Annotated in this window: 16 protein-coding genes; 7 read left to right on the top strand and 9 right to left on the bottom strand. The window is 71.8% G+C overall.

The annotated features are described in order from the left end of the window. The first annotated feature begins 26 nt into the window (after nucleotides 1-26). Nucleotides 27-1,190, top strand: a complete 1,164-nt coding sequence (locus EUA93_RS09010; RefSeq protein WP_129399820.1) for an L-talarate/galactarate dehydratase — start codon at nucleotides 27-29, stop codon at nucleotides 1,188-1,190. After that, on the top strand, nucleotides 1,187-1,861 hold the full coding sequence (locus tag EUA93_RS09015) for a FadR/GntR family transcriptional regulator (RefSeq protein ID WP_129399821.1): 675 nt from the start codon (nucleotides 1,187-1,189) through the stop codon (nucleotides 1,859-1,861). Before EUA93_RS09010 ends, EUA93_RS09015 begins: the two co-directional genes overlap by 4 nt. 251 nt (nucleotides 1,862-2,112) lie before the next feature. On the opposite strand, the gene EUA93_RS09020 is transcribed toward EUA93_RS09015, so the two are convergent. The 7 genes from EUA93_RS09020 to EUA93_RS09050 form a co-directional block, all read right to left on the bottom strand. Next, entirely contained in the window at nucleotides 2,113-2,448 is a 336-nt protein-coding gene (locus EUA93_RS09020) for an ArsR/SmtB family transcription factor (RefSeq protein WP_129399822.1), read from the bottom strand. A 3-nt stretch (nucleotides 2,449-2,451) separates the two neighbouring features. Continuing rightward, the gene (locus EUA93_RS09025; RefSeq protein WP_129399823.1) at nucleotides 2,452-3,096 is read right to left on the bottom strand and encodes an SRPBCC family protein; all 645 of its coding nucleotides are present in this window, start codon (nucleotides 3,094-3,096) and stop codon (nucleotides 2,452-2,454) included. 43 nt (nucleotides 3,097-3,139) lie between these two features. After that, on the bottom strand, nucleotides 3,140-4,405 hold the full coding sequence (locus EUA93_RS09030) for a glucarate dehydratase family protein (protein WP_129399824.1): 1,266 nt from the start codon (nucleotides 4,403-4,405) through the stop codon (nucleotides 3,140-3,142). Next, nucleotides 4,402-4,797: a universal stress protein gene (locus EUA93_RS09035; protein WP_129399825.1), complete on the bottom strand. Its 396-nt coding sequence runs from the start codon at nucleotides 4,795-4,797 to the stop codon at nucleotides 4,402-4,404. The genes EUA93_RS09030 and EUA93_RS09035 overlap by 4 nt, the downstream gene beginning before the upstream one ends. Next, the gene (locus EUA93_RS09040; RefSeq protein ID WP_129399826.1) at nucleotides 4,794-6,335 is read right to left on the bottom strand and encodes a tripartite tricarboxylate transporter permease; all 1,542 of its coding nucleotides are present in this window, start codon (nucleotides 6,333-6,335) and stop codon (nucleotides 4,794-4,796) included. The genes EUA93_RS09035 and EUA93_RS09040 overlap by 4 nt, the downstream gene beginning before the upstream one ends. A 14-nt stretch (nucleotides 6,336-6,349) precedes the next feature. After that, a complete protein-coding gene (locus EUA93_RS09045; RefSeq protein WP_129399827.1) occupies nucleotides 6,350-6,892 on the bottom strand; it encodes a tripartite tricarboxylate transporter TctB family protein in 543 nt (180 codons plus the stop codon). A 66-nt stretch (nucleotides 6,893-6,958) separates the two neighbouring features. After that, on the bottom strand, nucleotides 6,959-7,960 hold the full coding sequence (locus EUA93_RS09050) for a Bug family tripartite tricarboxylate transporter substrate binding protein (RefSeq protein WP_129399828.1): 1,002 nt from the start codon (nucleotides 7,958-7,960) through the stop codon (nucleotides 6,959-6,961). 112 nt (nucleotides 7,961-8,072) lie between these two features. On the opposite strand from EUA93_RS09050, the gene EUA93_RS09055 reads away from it, so the two are divergent. Together EUA93_RS09055 and EUA93_RS09060 are read left to right on the top strand one after the other, a co-directional pair. Beyond that, nucleotides 8,073-8,981, top strand: coding sequence for a LysR family transcriptional regulator (locus EUA93_RS09055; protein ID WP_129399829.1), 909 nt, complete (start codon nucleotides 8,073-8,075; stop codon nucleotides 8,979-8,981). Nucleotides 8,982-9,081: 100 nt separating this feature from the next. After that, nucleotides 9,082-10,875: a GAF domain-containing sensor histidine kinase gene (locus EUA93_RS09060; protein WP_129399830.1), complete on the top strand. Its 1,794-nt coding sequence runs from the start codon at nucleotides 9,082-9,084 to the stop codon at nucleotides 10,873-10,875. On the opposite strand, the gene EUA93_RS09065 is transcribed toward EUA93_RS09060, so the two are convergent. Together EUA93_RS09065 and EUA93_RS09070 are read right to left on the bottom strand one after the other, a co-directional pair. Further along, entirely contained in the window at nucleotides 10,862-11,326 is a 465-nt protein-coding gene (locus tag EUA93_RS09065; RefSeq protein WP_207208640.1) for a GNAT family N-acetyltransferase, read from the bottom strand. The genes EUA93_RS09060 and EUA93_RS09065 overlap by 14 nt on opposite strands. Before the next feature lie 61 nt (nucleotides 11,327-11,387). Beyond that, the gene (locus tag EUA93_RS09070; RefSeq protein ID WP_129399831.1) at nucleotides 11,388-12,209 is read right to left on the bottom strand and encodes a Rossmann-fold NAD(P)-binding domain-containing protein; all 822 of its coding nucleotides are present in this window, start codon (nucleotides 12,207-12,209) and stop codon (nucleotides 11,388-11,390) included. A 159-nt stretch (nucleotides 12,210-12,368) separates the two neighbouring features. Here EUA93_RS09070 and kdgD point away from each other — a divergent pair, with 159 nt between their 5' ends. The 3 genes from kdgD to EUA93_RS09085 are packed head-to-tail and all read left to right on the top strand — an operon-like array spanning nucleotide 12,369 to nucleotide 16,146. Further along, complete coding sequence (kdgD, locus tag EUA93_RS09075) at nucleotides 12,369-13,295, top strand: 5-dehydro-4-deoxyglucarate dehydratase (RefSeq protein ID WP_129399832.1); 927 nt, start codon at nucleotides 12,369-12,371, stop codon at nucleotides 13,293-13,295. Between the two features lie 44 nt (nucleotides 13,296-13,339). Then, complete coding sequence (locus EUA93_RS09080; protein WP_129399833.1) at nucleotides 13,340-14,827, top strand: aldehyde dehydrogenase (NADP(+)); 1,488 nt, start codon at nucleotides 13,340-13,342, stop codon at nucleotides 14,825-14,827. Continuing rightward, nucleotides 14,824-16,146 carry an enolase C-terminal domain-like protein gene (locus EUA93_RS09085; RefSeq protein ID WP_129399834.1) on the top strand — a complete coding sequence of 441 codons (1,323 nt, stop codon included), beginning with the start codon at nucleotides 14,824-14,826 and terminating at the stop codon, nucleotides 16,144-16,146. The genes EUA93_RS09080 and EUA93_RS09085 overlap by 4 nt, the downstream gene beginning before the upstream one ends. Nucleotides 16,147-16,152 lie beyond the last annotated feature (6 nt).

Below are 16,152 nucleotides of genomic sequence, written 5' to 3' on the forward strand. Positions count from 1 at the left end.
AGTTCGTGACGACCCGAGGAACCCCCATGACGCAGACCCTGACGCCCACCCCGTCCCAGCCGGTCGCCGCCACCGGTGACCGCATCCGCTCCATCACGCTGTCGCACGTGGTGCTGCCGCTGCCGTACGCCGTCAGCGACGCCAAGGTGCTCACCGGCCGGCAGAAGCCGCTGACCGAGACGGTGATGCTCTTCGTGGAGCTCACCACCGAGCAGGGCTTCGAGGGCATGGGCTTCAGCTACTCCAAGCGCGCGGGCGGCAAGGCGCAGTACGCCCACCTCAAGGAGGTCATGGACCGCGCGATCGGCCAGGACCCGAGCGACATCGCCAAGATCTACGAGTCGCTCATGTGGGCCGGCGCCTCGGTCGGCCGCTCGGGCGTCGCGACCCAGGCCGTCGCCGCGCTCGACGTCGCGCTCTACGACCTCAAGGCCCGCCGCGCCGGCCTGCCGCTCGCCAAGCTGCTCGGCGCGCACCGCGACTCGTGCCGCGTCTACAACACCTCCGGCGGCTTCCTCCAGGCCTCCGTCGAGGAGATCAAGGAGAAGGCGTCGGCCTCGCTCGAGTCCGGCATCGGCGGCATCAAGATCAAGGTCGGCCAGCCCGACTGGCGCGAGGACCTGCGCCGCGTCGCCGCCCTTCGCGAGCACCTCGGCGACGGCCCCTTCATGGTCGACGCCAACCAGCAGTGGGACCGCGCCCGCGCCCGCCGGATGTGCCGCGAGCTCGAGCAGTTCGACCTGGTCTGGATCGAGGAGCCGCTCGACGCGTGGGACCACGTCGGCCACGCCGACCTCTCGCAGACCTTCGACACCCCGATCGCCACCGGCGAGATGCTCACCTCGGTCGACGAGCACATGGGCCTGGTCAACGCCGGCTACCGCGGGATCGTGCAGCCCGACGCCCCGCGCATCGGCGGCATCACGCCGTTCCTGAAGTTCGCCACCCTCGCCGCCCACCACCGCCTCGACCTCGCGCCGCACTACGCGATGGAGATCCACCTCCACCTCGCGGCGACGTACCCCACCGAGCCGTGGGTCGAGCACTTCGAGTGGCTCAACCCGCTCTTCGAGGAGCGCATCGAGATCCGCGACGGCCAGATCTTCGTGCCGGACCGCCCGGGCCTCGGCTTCACGCTGACCGAGCGCATGCGTGAGCTCACCCTGGAGACCGCTACCTTCACCGCATGAGCTCGACCCTCTCCGCGCGTGTGGTCGCCGGCCTCAAGGACAAGATCCTGGCCGGCGACCTCGCGCCGGGAGCGAAGCTCCCCTCGGAGGCGGAGCTCATCGACGAGTACGCCGTCTCCCGCACCGTCGTGCGCGAGGCCGTGACCCGCCTCCGGGCCGAGGGCCTCGTGGAGACCCAGCAGGGTCGCGGGTCCTTCGTGCTCGCGGTCCCCGAGTCGTCGTCGTTCCTCGTGGAGGCCTCCGCCATCCGCACCAACGCGGACGTCACCGCGATGCTCGACTTCCGCATCGGCGTCGAGTCGGAGGCGGCTGCTCTGGCGGCGAGGCACCATACGCCGTCCGACGTCTCCTCGATCGAGTCCGCGATGTCGGGCTTCACGCGCGCCGGCCACGAGGGCGCGGTCGAGGCCGACTTCGCTTTCCACCTCGCCGTCGCCCGTGCCACGCAGAACCGCTTCTACGTCGACCTGCTCGGCTCGCTCGGACCGATGATGATCATGCTGCCCCGCACCCGCCTCGGCGAGGCGTACTCCATGACCGACGCCACCCACGTCGAGCGGGTCCAGCGCGAGCACGACAACGTCGCCGCCGCGGTCCTCGCCGGAGACGTCGAGACCGCCCGCGCCGCGATGCGGCTGCACCTGGGGAACACCCGCCGCCGGGTGACGTGACGTCCGGGCGCGGGTGCGCGGAGCGGTGTGTGAGCCACATTTCCGAGGCTCGGAATGTGGCTGTGGCACCGCCCGCGGGCGTGTCGTCGTACGCCGCGCCGGTGGGCGGAGCGGTGAGTGAGCCACATTTCGGAGGCTCGGGATGTGGCTGTGGCACCGCCCGCGGGCGTGTCGTCGTACGCCGCGCCGGTGGGCGGTGAGTGAGCCACGTTCCCGGGGCTCGGAATGTGGCTCACACACCGCTCAGGAGATCAGCGGCCGGACCTCTTGCCCCGGGCGACCTCGGTGGCGAGGGCGTCGAGCCGGGCGTCCCAGAAGACCCGGAACTGCTCGACCCAGGCGTCGGCCTCCCGGAGGCCGGTGGGGTCGACGGCGTACAGCCTCCGGGTGCCCGCGGCGCGCACGGTCGCGAAGCCGTGGTCGCGCAGCACCTTGAGGTGCTGGCTGACCGCGGGCTGGCTGATCCCGAACTCCTCGCGCACGACCGCGGCCACGTCACCGGCGCTCGACTCGCCGGCCGGCTCGGCCGCCAGCAGCTCGAGGATGCGACGGCGTACGGGATCGCCGAGGACGTCGAAGGCGTGCACGGCTCAGGCCGGCGGTTCGGCGCCGGTGTAGAAGGCGGCGGTCCGGGCGGCGGCCGCGCGCGAGGCATCCGGGTCGCCGGAGACCACGGCGTCGGCCTCGCCCCACTGGGTCGCCGAGCCGCCCATGAACGACTGGCCGCCCGCCGACGCCCCCCAGCCCTCGACCTCCTCGTGCGGGATCGTCGTACCGGTCGCGAGGTGCTCGGCCAGGCCCATCAGGCCGAGCTCCCAGCCGACGCCGACCGCCCCGGGGCCGTACGTCGACCAGTGCTCGTTGCCGGACACGTCGGCCGCGTGCCGCAGGGTCAGCGTCGTGGCGCCCTCGGTCTCCTCGACCAGGTGCACGTCGACCCACGAGGTCTCGCCTCCGAGCTCCCAGGTGATCGCGAGGTGCTCCGGCTGGTCGCAGGCGAGGATCTCGCCGCCGGCGTTGCCCTCGACCTGGAAGCGGCCGCCGAGGCGGAGGTCGCCGCTGACCGGCGCGAACCAGCGCGGGATCCGCTCGGGGTCGGTGACGGCGGTCCAGAGGTCGGCCGCGTCGGTCGGGTAGGTCCGGGAGGCGACCACGACCTTGACGGGCGTGCCCTCGTGAGTGCTGTCCTCGACGGCGCGGGTGACCGCGCCCAGGTGCTTGGCTACGTCGAACATGCCGCAAATAATTCATGCATGACTTATATAAGTCAAGGCTGAATCACCAGCGGGAGGTGTTGACCTCGAAGTCCCGCTGGATCGAGCGCATGTAGACGGTGTCCTCGCGCCGGCGGACGCCGCAGGAGAGGTAGAGCTCGTGCAGCTCGCCGAGCCGGTCGCGGTCGAGCGTCACGCCGAGGCCGGGGGTGGTCGGCACGGCGACCGCGCCGTCGACGAACGACAGCACGCCGTCGGCGATCACCTCCTGGGTCTTCCAGGGGTAGTGGGTGTCGCAGGCGTAGGTCAGGTTCGGCGTCGCGGCGGCGAGGTGCACCATCGCGGCGAGCGAGACGCCGAGGTGGGAGTTGCTGTGCATCGACAGCCCCAGGCCCCACACGTCGGTGATCTGGCCGAGCAGCGCGGACTTCCTCAGCCCGCCCCACAGGTGGTGGTCGGACAGCACGACCTGGACCGCGTCCTGCGCGATCGCGGGGGGCAGGTGCTCCATGGCGATGACGCACATGTTGGTCGCGAGCGGTACGTCGGTGCCGGCCGAGACGGCTGCCATGCCGGGGATGCCGGGGGTCGGGTCCTCGAGGTACTCCACGACGCCGGCGAGCCGGGCCGCGACCTCGAGCGAGGTCTCGGGAGTCCACGCACCGTTGGGGTCGAGCCGCAGCGGCAGGTCCGGGAACGCCGCCCGCAGCGCCTCGATCGCCTCGCACTCCTGCTCGGGCGGGAGGACGCCGCCCTTGAGCTTGAGCGAGCCGAAGCCCCAGCCCTCGACCATCCGGTGCGCCTGGCCGACGAGCTGGTCGGGGGTCAGTGCCTCGCCCCACGCGTCGTCGGCGAAGCCGGGGTGGCCGGCCCACTTGTAGAAGAGGTAGCCGCTGAACGGCACGGTCTCGCGGACCGCGCCGCCCAGCAGGTCGGAGACGGGCACGCCGGCGGCACGACCCTGGAGGTCGAGGCAGGCGACCTCGAAGGGGGAGTAGACGGTGTCGACCGCTGAGTCGACGTCGAGCATCCCGCCGAAGGACGCGCCACCCCCGCCGGTCTCGCGGCCGAGCACGTCGGTGACGAGGCGGCGCAGGCCGTGCAGGTCGTACGCGTCGTGCCCGGGCAGCCCGGCGGCGATGGCCTCCAGGCGTGCGAGGTGCACCTCGTCGGCGTACGTCTCACCGAGGCCGAGGAGGCCGGAGTCGGTGTGCAGCTCGACGATCGCGCGCAGCGCGTAGGGCTGGTGGACGCCGACCACGTTGAGCAGCGGCGGGTCCTCGAACGCGACGGGCGTGACGACGACGCGGGAGATGCGGAGGTCGCTCACCTGGACGGCTTCACCGCGAGGATCGGGACGTCGAGGTCGAGCAGGAGGCGCTGCGCGTCGCTGCCGGTGACGAGCTTGCCGACCGGGGAGCGGCGGCGCATGCCGATCACGACGAGGCGTACGTCGTGCGCCGCGGCGACCTTGGTGAAGGTCTCGACGATGTCGTCGCCGTGGTCGGACTGGTCGACCGTCGCGGTGACGCCGAGGGCGCCCGCCCGGGCGACGAGCTCGTCGGCCGCGGTGCCGTCGATGAGCTCCCCGTCGACGGTGCTGCGCCGGCGCGGGCTGTTGAGGATGACGACCTCGTCGCCGCGGGCGGCGGCCTCGGCGAGGCCGGCCGCGAGGGCCGCCTCACCGACGGCACTGGGGACGTAGCCGATCAGGATGGTCATCGCAGGGAGTCCTCTCGGTGGACGTCGTCGGTGGAGGTGGAGGCCTGTCCGGCCGGCTGCTGCCGGCGGCCGGACAGGAGCTTCTTGCCCAGCGGCCACAGGGCCACGAGGAGGAAGGCGGCGAGGATGGTCCCGGAGATCGGGTCCTTTACGAACCCGGTCGGGTCTCCGTCGTAGATGATCATCGAGCGCCGGACGTTGTTCTCCAGGATCGCGCCGAGCACGAAGGCCAGGACCATCGGGCCGGGCTCGAAGCCGCCCTTCTTCATCAGGTAGCCCAGGACGCCGAACACGATCATCAAGAAGACGTCGAAGGTCGAGTTGTTGAGCGTGTAGGCGCCGAGGATCGTGATCAGGGCGGTGATCGGGGCGAGGATCGCCGGCCGGATCCGCAGGATGCGCACGAAGATGCCGACCAGCGGGATGCTCAGGAGCAGCAGGATGATGTTGCCGACGTACATCGAGTTCACGACACCCCAGAACAGGTCGGGGTTCTCGTCGACCAGCGCCGGGCTGGGCGTGACGCCCAGGACGAGGAGGCCGGCGAAGAGCATCGCCATCGAGGCGTTGGCCGGGATGCCGAGCGTGAGCAGCGGGATGAACGACGACGTGGCGGCGGCGTTGTTGGCCGTCTCCGGGGCGGCGACGCCCTTGATCGAGCCGCGGCCGAACTCCTCGGGCGTCTTGGAGATGCGCTTCTCGGTGGCGTACGCCGCCAGCGACGACATCACGGCGCCACCGCCCGGCAGCACGCCGAGGAAGAAGCCGATGACGGTGCCGCGACCGATCGCGGGCGAGGCCTCCTTGAGGTCCTTGCGCGAGGGCCAGATGTTGGTGACCTTGGCCGGCACGTGCGGCTTGCCGTGGCGCTCCTCGAGGTTGTGCAGGATCTCGCTGACGCCGAAGAGGCCCATCGCGACGACCACGAAGTCGATGCCCTGGCTGAGCTCGAGGCTGCCGAAGGTGTAGCGCTGCGCGCCGCTGAACTTGTCCTGGCCGACCGTCGCGAGGAGCAGGCCGATCGAGGCGGCGATGAGGGCCTTGACGGTGTTGCCGCTGCCGATGGTGGAGACCAGGAGCACGCCGAGCAGGGCGAGGGCGGCGTACTCCGGCGGGCCGAAGTCGACGGCCCAGCTGGCGACGAGCGGTGCGGTGAGGCTGAGCAGGACGATCGAGACGGTGGCGCCGATGAAGGAGCCGATGGCGGCGACGCCGAGGGCGGTGCCGGCCTTGCCCTGCTTGGCCAGCGCGAAGCCGTCGAAGACGGTGACCACCGAGCTGGCCTCACCCGGCAGCCGGAGCAGGACCGAGGTGATCGTGCCGCCGTACTGGGCGCCGTAGTAGACGCCGGCGAGCATGACGATGCCGGAGATCGGGTCGCCGATCTGGATGACGATGGGCAGCAGGATGGCCATCGTGGCGGCGGGGCCGAGACCGGGCAGCACGCCGATCAGCATGCCGATCAGGACGCCGACCAGGCAGTAGAGCAGCACGTCGGGCTGGGCGACGACGGCGAAACCGTTGAGGAAGTCGTTCATGTGGCTGCCTCCTCTCAGAAGTTCAGCAGGTGGGGGAGCGGGATGCTCAACCCGTAGAGGAACAGGAAGTAGAAGACGGCCACGGTGCCGACCGAGATGGTGATGGTGCTGCGCCAGGTCTCGCCGCCGAGGAAGCGGAGCCAGACCACGCAGAGGATGAGCGAGGGGATCTCGAAGCCGGTCAGCGGCATCATCACGCCGAGGGCGATGAAGGTGAGCACGCCGACCGCGGGGAGGATGCTCGACCTGGAGAAGGACACGCTGTCCTCGAGCTTGCGGCCGGTGACGAGCAGCACGACCGACAGGACCGTGATCAGCGCCGAGATCACGAACGGCCAGAGGCCGGGACCGGGTCGGCGCAGGTTGTCGAGGCCGTAGTCGAGGGCGAGGACCAGGCCGCCGATGCCGACGGCGAGGGCGACGAGCGCACCGACGGTCTGGTAGGCCGGGCCGCCCGGGGGCAGCTCCTCCTCGGCGAGGGTCTCGGCCACCTCGGCCTCGATCTCGTCCAGGATGTCCGGGCCACCTCTGCCTGTGGCGGTGCGCTCGTCGCTCATCGTGTGGTCCTTACGTGATGCGTGTGCGGGGGAGGGTGGTGCCGTGGTGCGGTGGGTGGTGCTCGATCAGCTGGCGTCGCCGAGGCTGATGCCGTACTCGTCGACCAGCGAGGCGTAGCGCTCGCGGTCGCTGTCGAGCATCTCGACGACCTCGTCGCCGGTCACCTCGAGCGGGGTGAGGCTGTTCTGCTCGTTGAAGGCCTGGTAGTCCTCGGTCTTGAAGGTGGCCTGCAGCGCGTCGTAGAGGGTGTCCTTGACGTCCTGCGGGGTGCCCTTCGGCGTGGTGAGGAAGCGGTACTGGTAGACCTCGACGTCGAGGCCCTGCTCGGTGGCGGTGGGCACGTCGGGGAGGAACGAGATCCGCTCGGGGGCGAAGACCGAGAGGGCGGTCAGCTTGCCGTTGTTGATGTTCTCGATCGCCTCGCCGGTCTGCAGGCAGGCGGTGTCGACCTGGTTGCCGAGCAGCGCGGTCAGCGCCGGGGCGCCGCCGTCGAACGGCACGGCCTCGGAGGTGATGTCGCCGACGGAGTACGTCAGCGCGCAGGCGAGCTGGGCACCCGTGCCGACGCCGGTGGTGCCGTAGGTGATGCGGCCGCCCTCGGCCTTGAGGTCGTCGATCGACGTCCAGCCGTTCTTGGCGTTGGTGACCAGCACGTAGTCGTCGCGGGAGACGCCGCCGACGACGTCGAAGTCGTCGATGCTGGTGACCTCGTCCTCGGCGACCGCGAGCGGGGTGATCGCGAAGAGCGAGGCGTTCTGGACGGAGATGACGGAGCCGTCGTTGTCCGAGGACTGCACCTTGTTGGCGGCCAGCGCGCCGTTGGCGCCCGACAGGTTGATGACGGGGAACTGCTGGTCGAGCTCGTCGGTGAGGCCGGTGGAGACCTGGCGCGAGATCAGGTCGGAGGAGCCACCCGGGTCCGCGCCGACGTACATCTCGACGGAGCCGGTGGGGTAGGTGTCGCCGTCGCCACCGTCACCGGTGGTCGTCGAGACGCCGCCGCATGCGGTGAGGGCGAGGGCAGTGCCGGCGGCGACGGCCGCCAGGGCGAATGACTGCTTGCGCATGGTGGTGCTCCTTGTTCGGGGTGTGACCACCGACACTAGGATTGCATCACGATGCCGGTCCAAGCCCGATTCAGCATGGACTGATCCAACTCGTGCATCGTACCCTCGGCCGGTGATCACGCTGGACCAGGTCCGCTCGTTCGTCGCCGTGGCCGAGGAGCTGCACTTCGGTCGCGCCGCCGAGCGCCTCCAGATGACGCAGCCGCCCCTGTCCCGGCAGATCCAGAAGCTGGAGAAGTCGGTGGGTGCGCGGCTCCTCGAGCGCGACAACCGGCGGGTCGAGCTGACGGGCGCCGGCCGGGCCTTCCTCGAGGAGGCGCACCGCCTGCTCAACCTCGTCGAGGGAGCCGGCGACCTCGCCCGGCGCGTCGACGCGGGCGCGGCCGGCGTCGTACGCCTCGGCTTCACCGCCGTCTCCGCGATCTCCATCCTCGGGCCGCTGCTGCGCCGGCTCACCGCCGAGCTGCCGGACGTCGAGGTGGTGCTCTCAGAGCGGGTCACCAACGACCAGGTCGAGGGCATCCGCCGGGGCGAGCTCGACATCGGCCTCGCGCGGCCACCCTTCGACACCACGCTGCTGCGCTCGCGGGTCGTGCTCCGCGAGCCGTTCATGGCGGTCGTGCCCGTCGGCCACCCGCTCGCCTCGGCCGACCACCCGCTCACCTCCGACGACTTCGAGGGCGAGACCGTGATCGGCTACAACCCCGACCAGTCGCGCTACTTCCACGAGCTGTCGGTGCGCTTCTTCGCCAACGCCCACCCCCGCATCGACCAGCGGGTGCACCAGGTGCTGACCGCGATGCTGCTGGTCTCCGCCGACCGCGGGGTCACCCTGGCCCCGGCTTCTGCTGAGTCCCTGCACGTCGACGGCGTGGTCTTCAAGGAGCTCGCGCACCACGGCGGCGACACCCGCGTCGACGCCGACCCGGACAAGCCGGTGGAGCTGCACGCGATCTGGTCGCGCGAGGCGGTCACCCCGGTCGTACGACGTGTGCTGGACGTGGTGACCTCGCGCACCTGAGGGCTTGTCCCACGTGGTGGCGAGTCAAGGTTCCCCTGCGTGGACGGACGTGTTTGGGTTGGGACGACATGCCGGCTGACGGCGCCGGCAAGGGGGTTCGATGCAGGGACAGCACGAGGCTCGTGACGGTGAGGTGCCGCCCTGGGCGGACGACCAGACCCGCGAGCACCTGCAGGTGCTCGTCGAGGGGGTCGCCGCCCTGGCCGGCTTCGAGCAGTCCGCCATCCTGCTGCGCCGCGACGGCTCCTTCCAGGTGGTCGTGGCTGCCTCCGTCGCCGACGGGTTCGTCGGATCGATGACCCCGGCCGGCGCGATCGAGCGCGAGCTCGAACGGTCCGACGACTGGGGCGCCTGGCGCTTCGTGCCGCACGACCGGGTCGGCGACGAGGTCCTCGACTACAGCCACATCCCCGACCTCACCCCGCTCGACGGCGAGGACGCCTGGCACCCCCTCGACTCCCTCTTCGCGCCGCTCTACGACGACCAGGGGGAGCTGCGCGGTCTCCTCGGTGTCGACAGCCCGCGCGACGGCCGGGTCCCCGGTCCCGCGAAGATCGACGTGCTGACCCGCTACGCCGGCGTCGCCCGCACGCTCGTGCTGCTCGCCCTCGAGCGCGAGCAGCTCAACGAGAAGGTGCGGATGGCCACCGAGGCGCGCGAGATCGTGCGCCTGGCCCTCGGCGAGGGCACGCTCGACCGGGTGCTGGCGGCCTGCCGCTCGACGCTCGTCGAGTGCTTCGACGCCGTCGGGATGTGGCTGACCGCCTTCGACGAGCACGGCGGCGCGTCCACGACGTCCTACGCGCGGGGCAGCGACGTCGAGCCGCCCTACTCCGAGATCGACGACGTCGTGATGGACCTGGCGCACCGCTACTGGGCGGAGCAGTACGTCGCCCCCTTCTCCCGCTCCGTGCCCGCGCACCCCGGGCTCCCGGCCGAGACGCGTGACCAGCTCCTGGGCTTCCTCGACCGGATCGGCGTCGGGTCGGTGCTCTTCGTGCCGCTCGGCGCGGGCACCGAGTGCCTCGGGTTCCTGGTGCTGACGCGGGTCTCGGACTCCCGCAGCTGGACCGAGGTCGAGCGCGACGCCGCCCTCGACATCGGCCGCGACCTCGGGACGGCCATCGCCAACGCGCGACAGCTCGAGCGCGAGCGCGCGGTCGTGGACCGGCTGCGCAAGCTGGACAGCTATCGCGTGGAGGTGGTCAACACCCTCGGCCACGAGCTGCGCAACCCGCTCTTCTCGATGAGCGCCAACCTCGAGCTGCTCGACGTCGACAGCCTCGACGAGGACGGCCGCCACTCCGTCGAGGCCGCGACCCGTGGTGCCGCGCGGATGCGCGCGGTCATCGACGACATGCTCACGATGGCGCAGATGTCCGACCCGCGGCTGGAGTTCGAGCCGGTGCCGGTCGACATGCGCCGGGTCGTGGCCGACGTGCTCGACGAGTGCCGGGCCTCCGCCGAGGCAGCCGACGTGACGTGCACGGCCGAGCTCCCGCCCGGGTCGGTCCTGGTGCCGGGCCAGCCCGACGAGCTGCACCGGGTGCTGACCAATCTGACCAGCAACGCGATCAAGTACACCGACCCCGGAGGCAGCGTCACCGTGCGCGTGGCGTCCCGGGGCGGCCTGGTCGTCACGACCGTCACGGACACCGGCATCGGCATCTCCGACGCAGACCAGCAGGAGCTCTTCCGCGAGTTCTTCCGCTCGACGAACCCCGCGGCGCTCGTCCGGCCCGGCACCGGTCTGGGCCTCGCCATCGTGGCCCGGATCGTCAGCCGGCACTCCGGCACGATCGACCTCAGCTCCGAGCGCGGTCGGGGCACGACCGCGACGGTCACCCTGCCGGCCTACGTCGGCAAGGTGGTCAACGCGATCAGCCTGGACTGAGCTCCAGCGTCATGAACGTGCTGTTCGGGTCCGGCCGGTAGGCACCGAACGGGTCGCACGGCACGAAGCCTGCGCGCGCGTAGAACCGCCGGGCCGGTTCGAAGAACTCCATGCTGCCGGTCTCGAGGGAGATGCGTACGACGCCTCGCTCCCGTGCGTCGTCGATCGCGTGGGCCAGCATCTGCGACGCCACCCCACGGCCACGGACGCGCGGCTCGGTGCGCATGCTCTTGAGCTCCTCGTGGTCGTCGGTCATGGCCGCGAGGGCCGCCGTGCCGACGATGCCCTCCTCGTCCACCCCGACCCACATCCGCACGTGCTCCGCCCGGAGGCCGCCGAGGTCGAGCGCGTGCCGGCTCTCCGGCGGCGCCGTCGGCTCCATGTCGTCGAGGTGCGCCTGCAGGAACGCCGCCAGCCGCGGGTCCTCGAAGTCGGCGCGGGTGATCTGCACGAGGGAGATCGTGCCACTTCCGTTGGTTGAGGAGGGCGCGCAGCGCCCGTCTCGAAACCCCTCAGCCCTGGAGGTCGAGCCCCGCGTAGCCCTCGCGGTAGCTCGGGAGGCTCGGCGTCCAGCCCGTCGACCGGAGCCGGGCGTTCGACAGCCGCTTGCCGTGACCCTGCGCCGGATCCGCAGCCGGGGGAGCGGGCGCCCCGAGCTGTGAGGCGAGGAAGGCGGCCACGTCGCCCATCTGGGCCGGTACGTCGTCGGTGCCGAGGTAGAGCGTGTCCGGCGTCGCGTCCATCGTCAGCAGGTGCACGACGGCCGAGGCGGCGTCGGTGCGGTGGATGCGGTTGGTCCAGCGGTGCGGGTCGGTGACCCGGCCCTCGGCGACCTGGTCGCGCAGCCGCGTGCTCGAGCCGCCGTACAACCCCGAGAGCCGGAGGACGGTCCCGTGCGGGATGCGCGCGTGGAAGGCCTCCTCCGCCGCGACCAGCTGGCGGCCGGGCCCGTCGGAGGGTGCGGCCGGGGTGGACTCGTCGGACAACGCGGGCCGGTCGCCGCTCGCACACACCGCGGTCGACGAGACCAGGACCGCGCGCTCCGGTGGCACCGCCAACGCGTCGAGCGCCCGCGCCATCCCGTCGACGTACGTCGCCCGGTAGGCCTCCTCCGTCCGCGGGCGTGCCGTCAGCGCGACGACCACGAACCGTGGGCGTACGTCGGAGAGGTCCGGCGCCGACGCGGTGATGTCGACCGAGCGCCCGACCAGCGGCTCCGGGACGAGGTCGGCGTTGCGACGCAGGGCGAGCACGCCGTGCCCGAGGTCGGCCAGCCGCAGCCCGACCGCGGCACCGAGGTCGCCGCAACCGACGAGAAGGACGTCCGGATCCACGTGACGAACCTATCGGGACGGACCATGCTCCACGCGCATCACCCGATCCAAAACCGGGCTTGGACAGGCATCGTCGCGGCTTCCTAGGTTGGTGACTACCGCCACATCACGTGGCCCCACTTGCCTCATGAGCACCCGCCTCGGACCGAAGGACGCAGCGTGACGAAGTACAGCCCGACCGAGCTCGTCGAGACCCTGGGGAGCGGCCTCCTCTCCTTCCCGGTGACCCACTTCGACGCCGACCTGCAGTTCGACGAGCCCGCCTACCGCGACCACCTCGAGTGGCTCAGCGGCTACCCCGTCGCCGGCCTCTTCGCCGCCGGTGGCACGGGCGAGGGCTTCTCGCTCAACGCCGAGGAGACCGACCGCGTCGTGCGCGCCGCGATCGCCGGTGCGGGCGGCAAGGTCCCCGTGCTGGCCCCCGCCACGGGCTCGACGGTCAACGCCGTCGCCCAGGTCCAGGCGGCCGAGAAGGCCGGTGCGGACGGCATCCTGCTCATGCCGCCGTACCTCACCGAGGCCGGCCAGCGCGGGCTCGTCGAGCACATCAGCGCGATCTGCGCGGCCACCAGCCTCGGGGTCATCTTCTACTCGCGCGCCAACGCCGTGCTCGGCACCGATGCGCTCGAGCAGGCCTGCGCCCGCAACGCCAACCTCGTCGGCTTCAAGGACGGTGTCGGCGGCATCGAGCAGATGACGCGCACCTACGCCCAGCTCGGCGACCGGCTCTTCTACGTCGGCGGCCTGCCGACCGCCGAGGTCTTCGCGCTGCCGCTGCTCCAGCTCGGCGTGACGACCTACAGCTCGGCGATCTTCAACTTCGTGCCTCAGTTCGCGCTCGACTTCTACGCCGCCGTACGCCGGCAGGACCGCACCGCGGTCTACGCGATGCTCAACGACTTCGTCATCCCCTACACGAAGATCCGCGACCGCGAGTCCGGCTACTCGGTCTCGATCGTCAAGGCCGGTCTCGCCGCCGTCGGTCGCCCCGCCGGCCCGGTCCGCCCGCCGCTCTCCGACCTCACCGAGGCCGAGCGCGACGAGCTGCAGACCCTCGTGGACAAGGTGGCAGGCTCGAAGGCCTGAGCACCACCCCACCCCCGCACGCAGCACCGCAACGAGAGGAACCCATGTCTGACCTCGCCACCTCGATCATCGCCGGACTCGACTCCGAGCAGCCCGACGTCGCCGCCGCCACCGCGGCCGCCGCCGAGGCGTTCGGCGCCTACCGCGCCACCAGCCCGGAGGAGCGCGGCGCGTTCCTGGAGGCGGTGGCCGCCGAGATCGAGGCCGACAAGGACGCGATCATCGTCGAGGCGGTCCGCGAGAGCGGCCTGCCCGAGGGCCGGATCACCGGCGAGGTCGGCCGCACCACCGGCCAGCTGCGCCTCTTCGCCGGCGTGGTGAAGCAGGGAGACCACCAGGGCGTCCGCATCGACCCGGCGCTCCCGGACCGTGCGCCGCTCCCGCGCGCCGACATCCGTCAGCGGATGGTGCCGCTCGGCCCCGTCGCGGTCTTCGGCGCCAGCAACTTCCCGCTCGCGTTCTCGACCGCCGGCGGCGACACCGCCTCCGCGCTCGCCGCGGGGTGCCCGGTCGTCGTGAAGGGCCACCCGGCCCACCCGGTCACCGGCACGCTCGTCGCCCGCGCGATCACCCGGGCCGTCGAGAAGGCCGGCCTCCCCGCCGGTGTCTTCTCGTTCGTCCTCGGCGGCATCGAGACCGGCCAGGACCTCGTCAAGGACCCGCGCATCACGGCCGTCGGCTTCACCGGCTCGCGCGGGGGTGGCCTCGCCCTCGTGCAGGCCGCGGCCACCCGGGAGGTGCCGATCCCGGTCTACGCCGAGATGTCGTCGATCAACCCCGTCGTGGTCCTCCCGGGCGCGCTCGCCGCCAGCGACACCGCGGCCTTCGCCCAGGCGTACGTCGGCTCCCTCACCCTCGGCTCCGGCCAGTTCTGCACCAACCCGGGCCTGCTCTTCCTGCCCTCCGGCGAGGAGGGTGACGCGTTCCTGCGTGCCGCCGCCGAGGCCGTCACCGGCGCCACCGGCCAGACCATGCTCACCTCCGGCATCGCCGAGGCCTACCGCTCCGGCACTGCCGCGCTGCGTGACGTCACCGGCGTACGCGTCGTGGCCGAGGGCACCGCCGCCGGCGACCTCGCCCCCGCGCCGCAGGTCGTCGAGACCTCCACCCTCGACGGCCCGGTCGCCGACGAGGTCTTCGGCGCCTCCGGCGTCGTGGTGCGGTACGACGACGTGGCCGACCTGCTGCCCCGGCTCGAGGGCCTCGAGGGCCAGCTCACCGCGACGATCCACGCCGACGACTCCGACACCGAGGCGGCCCGTGCGCTCCTGCCGGTCCTCGAGACGAAGGCCGGTCGCATCCTCTTCAACGGCTGGCCGACGGGCGTCGAGGTGGGCCACGCGATGGTGCACGGCGGCCCGTTCCCCGCGACCTCCGACTCGCGCACGACCAGCGTCGGCAGCCTCGCGATCGAGCGGTTCCAGCGCCCGGTGGCCTACCAGGACGTGCCCACGGCGCTGCTGCCCGAGGCCGTCCGCGACGACAACCCGTGGGGGCTGCTCCGCCGCGTCGACGGGACCCTGGAGCAGTGAGCACGACCATCGCCAAGGTCGAGGTGGTGCCGGTCGCCGGCCACGACTCGATGCTGCTCAACCTGAGCGGCGCGCACGGCCCCTTCTTCACCCGCAACATCGCGATCGTCACCGACTCCGAGGGTCGCACCGGCCTCGGCGAGGTGCCCGGCGGCGAGGCCATCCGAGCCACCATCGAGGACGCAGCGGCGATCCTGGTCGGCCAGCCGGTGGCGCGCTTCCGCTCTCTGCTGCGCGAGGTCGCGACCCGCTTCGCCGACCGCGACTCGGGCGGACGCGGACTGCAGACCTTCGACCTGCGCACCACGATCCACGCGGTCACCGCGCTGGAGTCGGCGCTGCTCGACCTGTCCGCCCAGGCGGTCGGCGTACCCCTGGCCGAGCTCCTGGGTGACGGCCAGCAGCGGACGAGCGTGCCGATGCTGGGCTACCTCTTCTACGTCGGTGACCCCGACGCCACCGACCTGCCCTACCTCCGCGAGCACGACGGCGGCGACGACTGGGAGAAGGTCCGCCGCGAGGAGGCGATGACCCCCGAGGCGATCGTCCGCCTCGCCGAGGCCGCGCAGGCCCGCTACGGCTTCGCCGACTTCAAGCTCAAGGGCGGCGTGCTTCCCGGCGAGGACGAGGTCGCGGCAGTCACGGCGCTGCACGAGCGCTTCCCCGACGCGCGGATCACCCTCGACCCCAACGGCGGCTGGCTGCTCGACGACGCGGTGCGTCTGCTCGACGGCCTCGACGAGGTCCTGGCCTACGCCGAGGACCCTTGCGGCGCCGAGGGTGGCTACAGCGGGCGCGAGGTGATGGCGCAGTTCAAGCGGCGCACCGGCCTGCGCACGGCCACCAACATGGTCGCCACGGACTGGCGCCAGATGGCCGACGCCGTCCGCACCAACGCCGTCGACATCCCGCTCGCCGACCCGCACTTCTGGACGATGGCCGGCTCCGTCCGCGTCGCCCAGCTCTGCCACGACTTCGGCCTCACGTGGGGCTCGCACTCCAACAACCACTTCGACGTCTCGCTCGCGATGTTCACCCAGGTCGGCGCCGCCGCCCCGGGCGAGATCACCGCGCTCGACACCCACTGGATCTGGCAGGACGGCCAGGGACTGACGACCGCGCCGCCCGAGATCCGTGACGGTGCCGTCCAGGTGCCCGAGCAGGCCGGGCTCGGCGTGACGCTCGACCCCGACCGGCTCGCCGAGGCGCACGAGCTCTACCTCGAGCACGGCCTGGGTGCCCGCGACGACGCGATCGCCATGCAGTACCTCGTGCCGGACTGGAGCTTCGACCCGAAGCGTCCCTGCCTCGTGCGCTGAGGAGCG

Origin of the sequence: Nocardioides oleivorans (assembly GCF_004137255.1) — a bacterium.
In the GTDB taxonomy this organism is placed as follows: domain Bacteria; phylum Actinomycetota; class Actinomycetes; order Propionibacteriales; family Nocardioidaceae; genus Nocardioides; species Nocardioides oleivorans.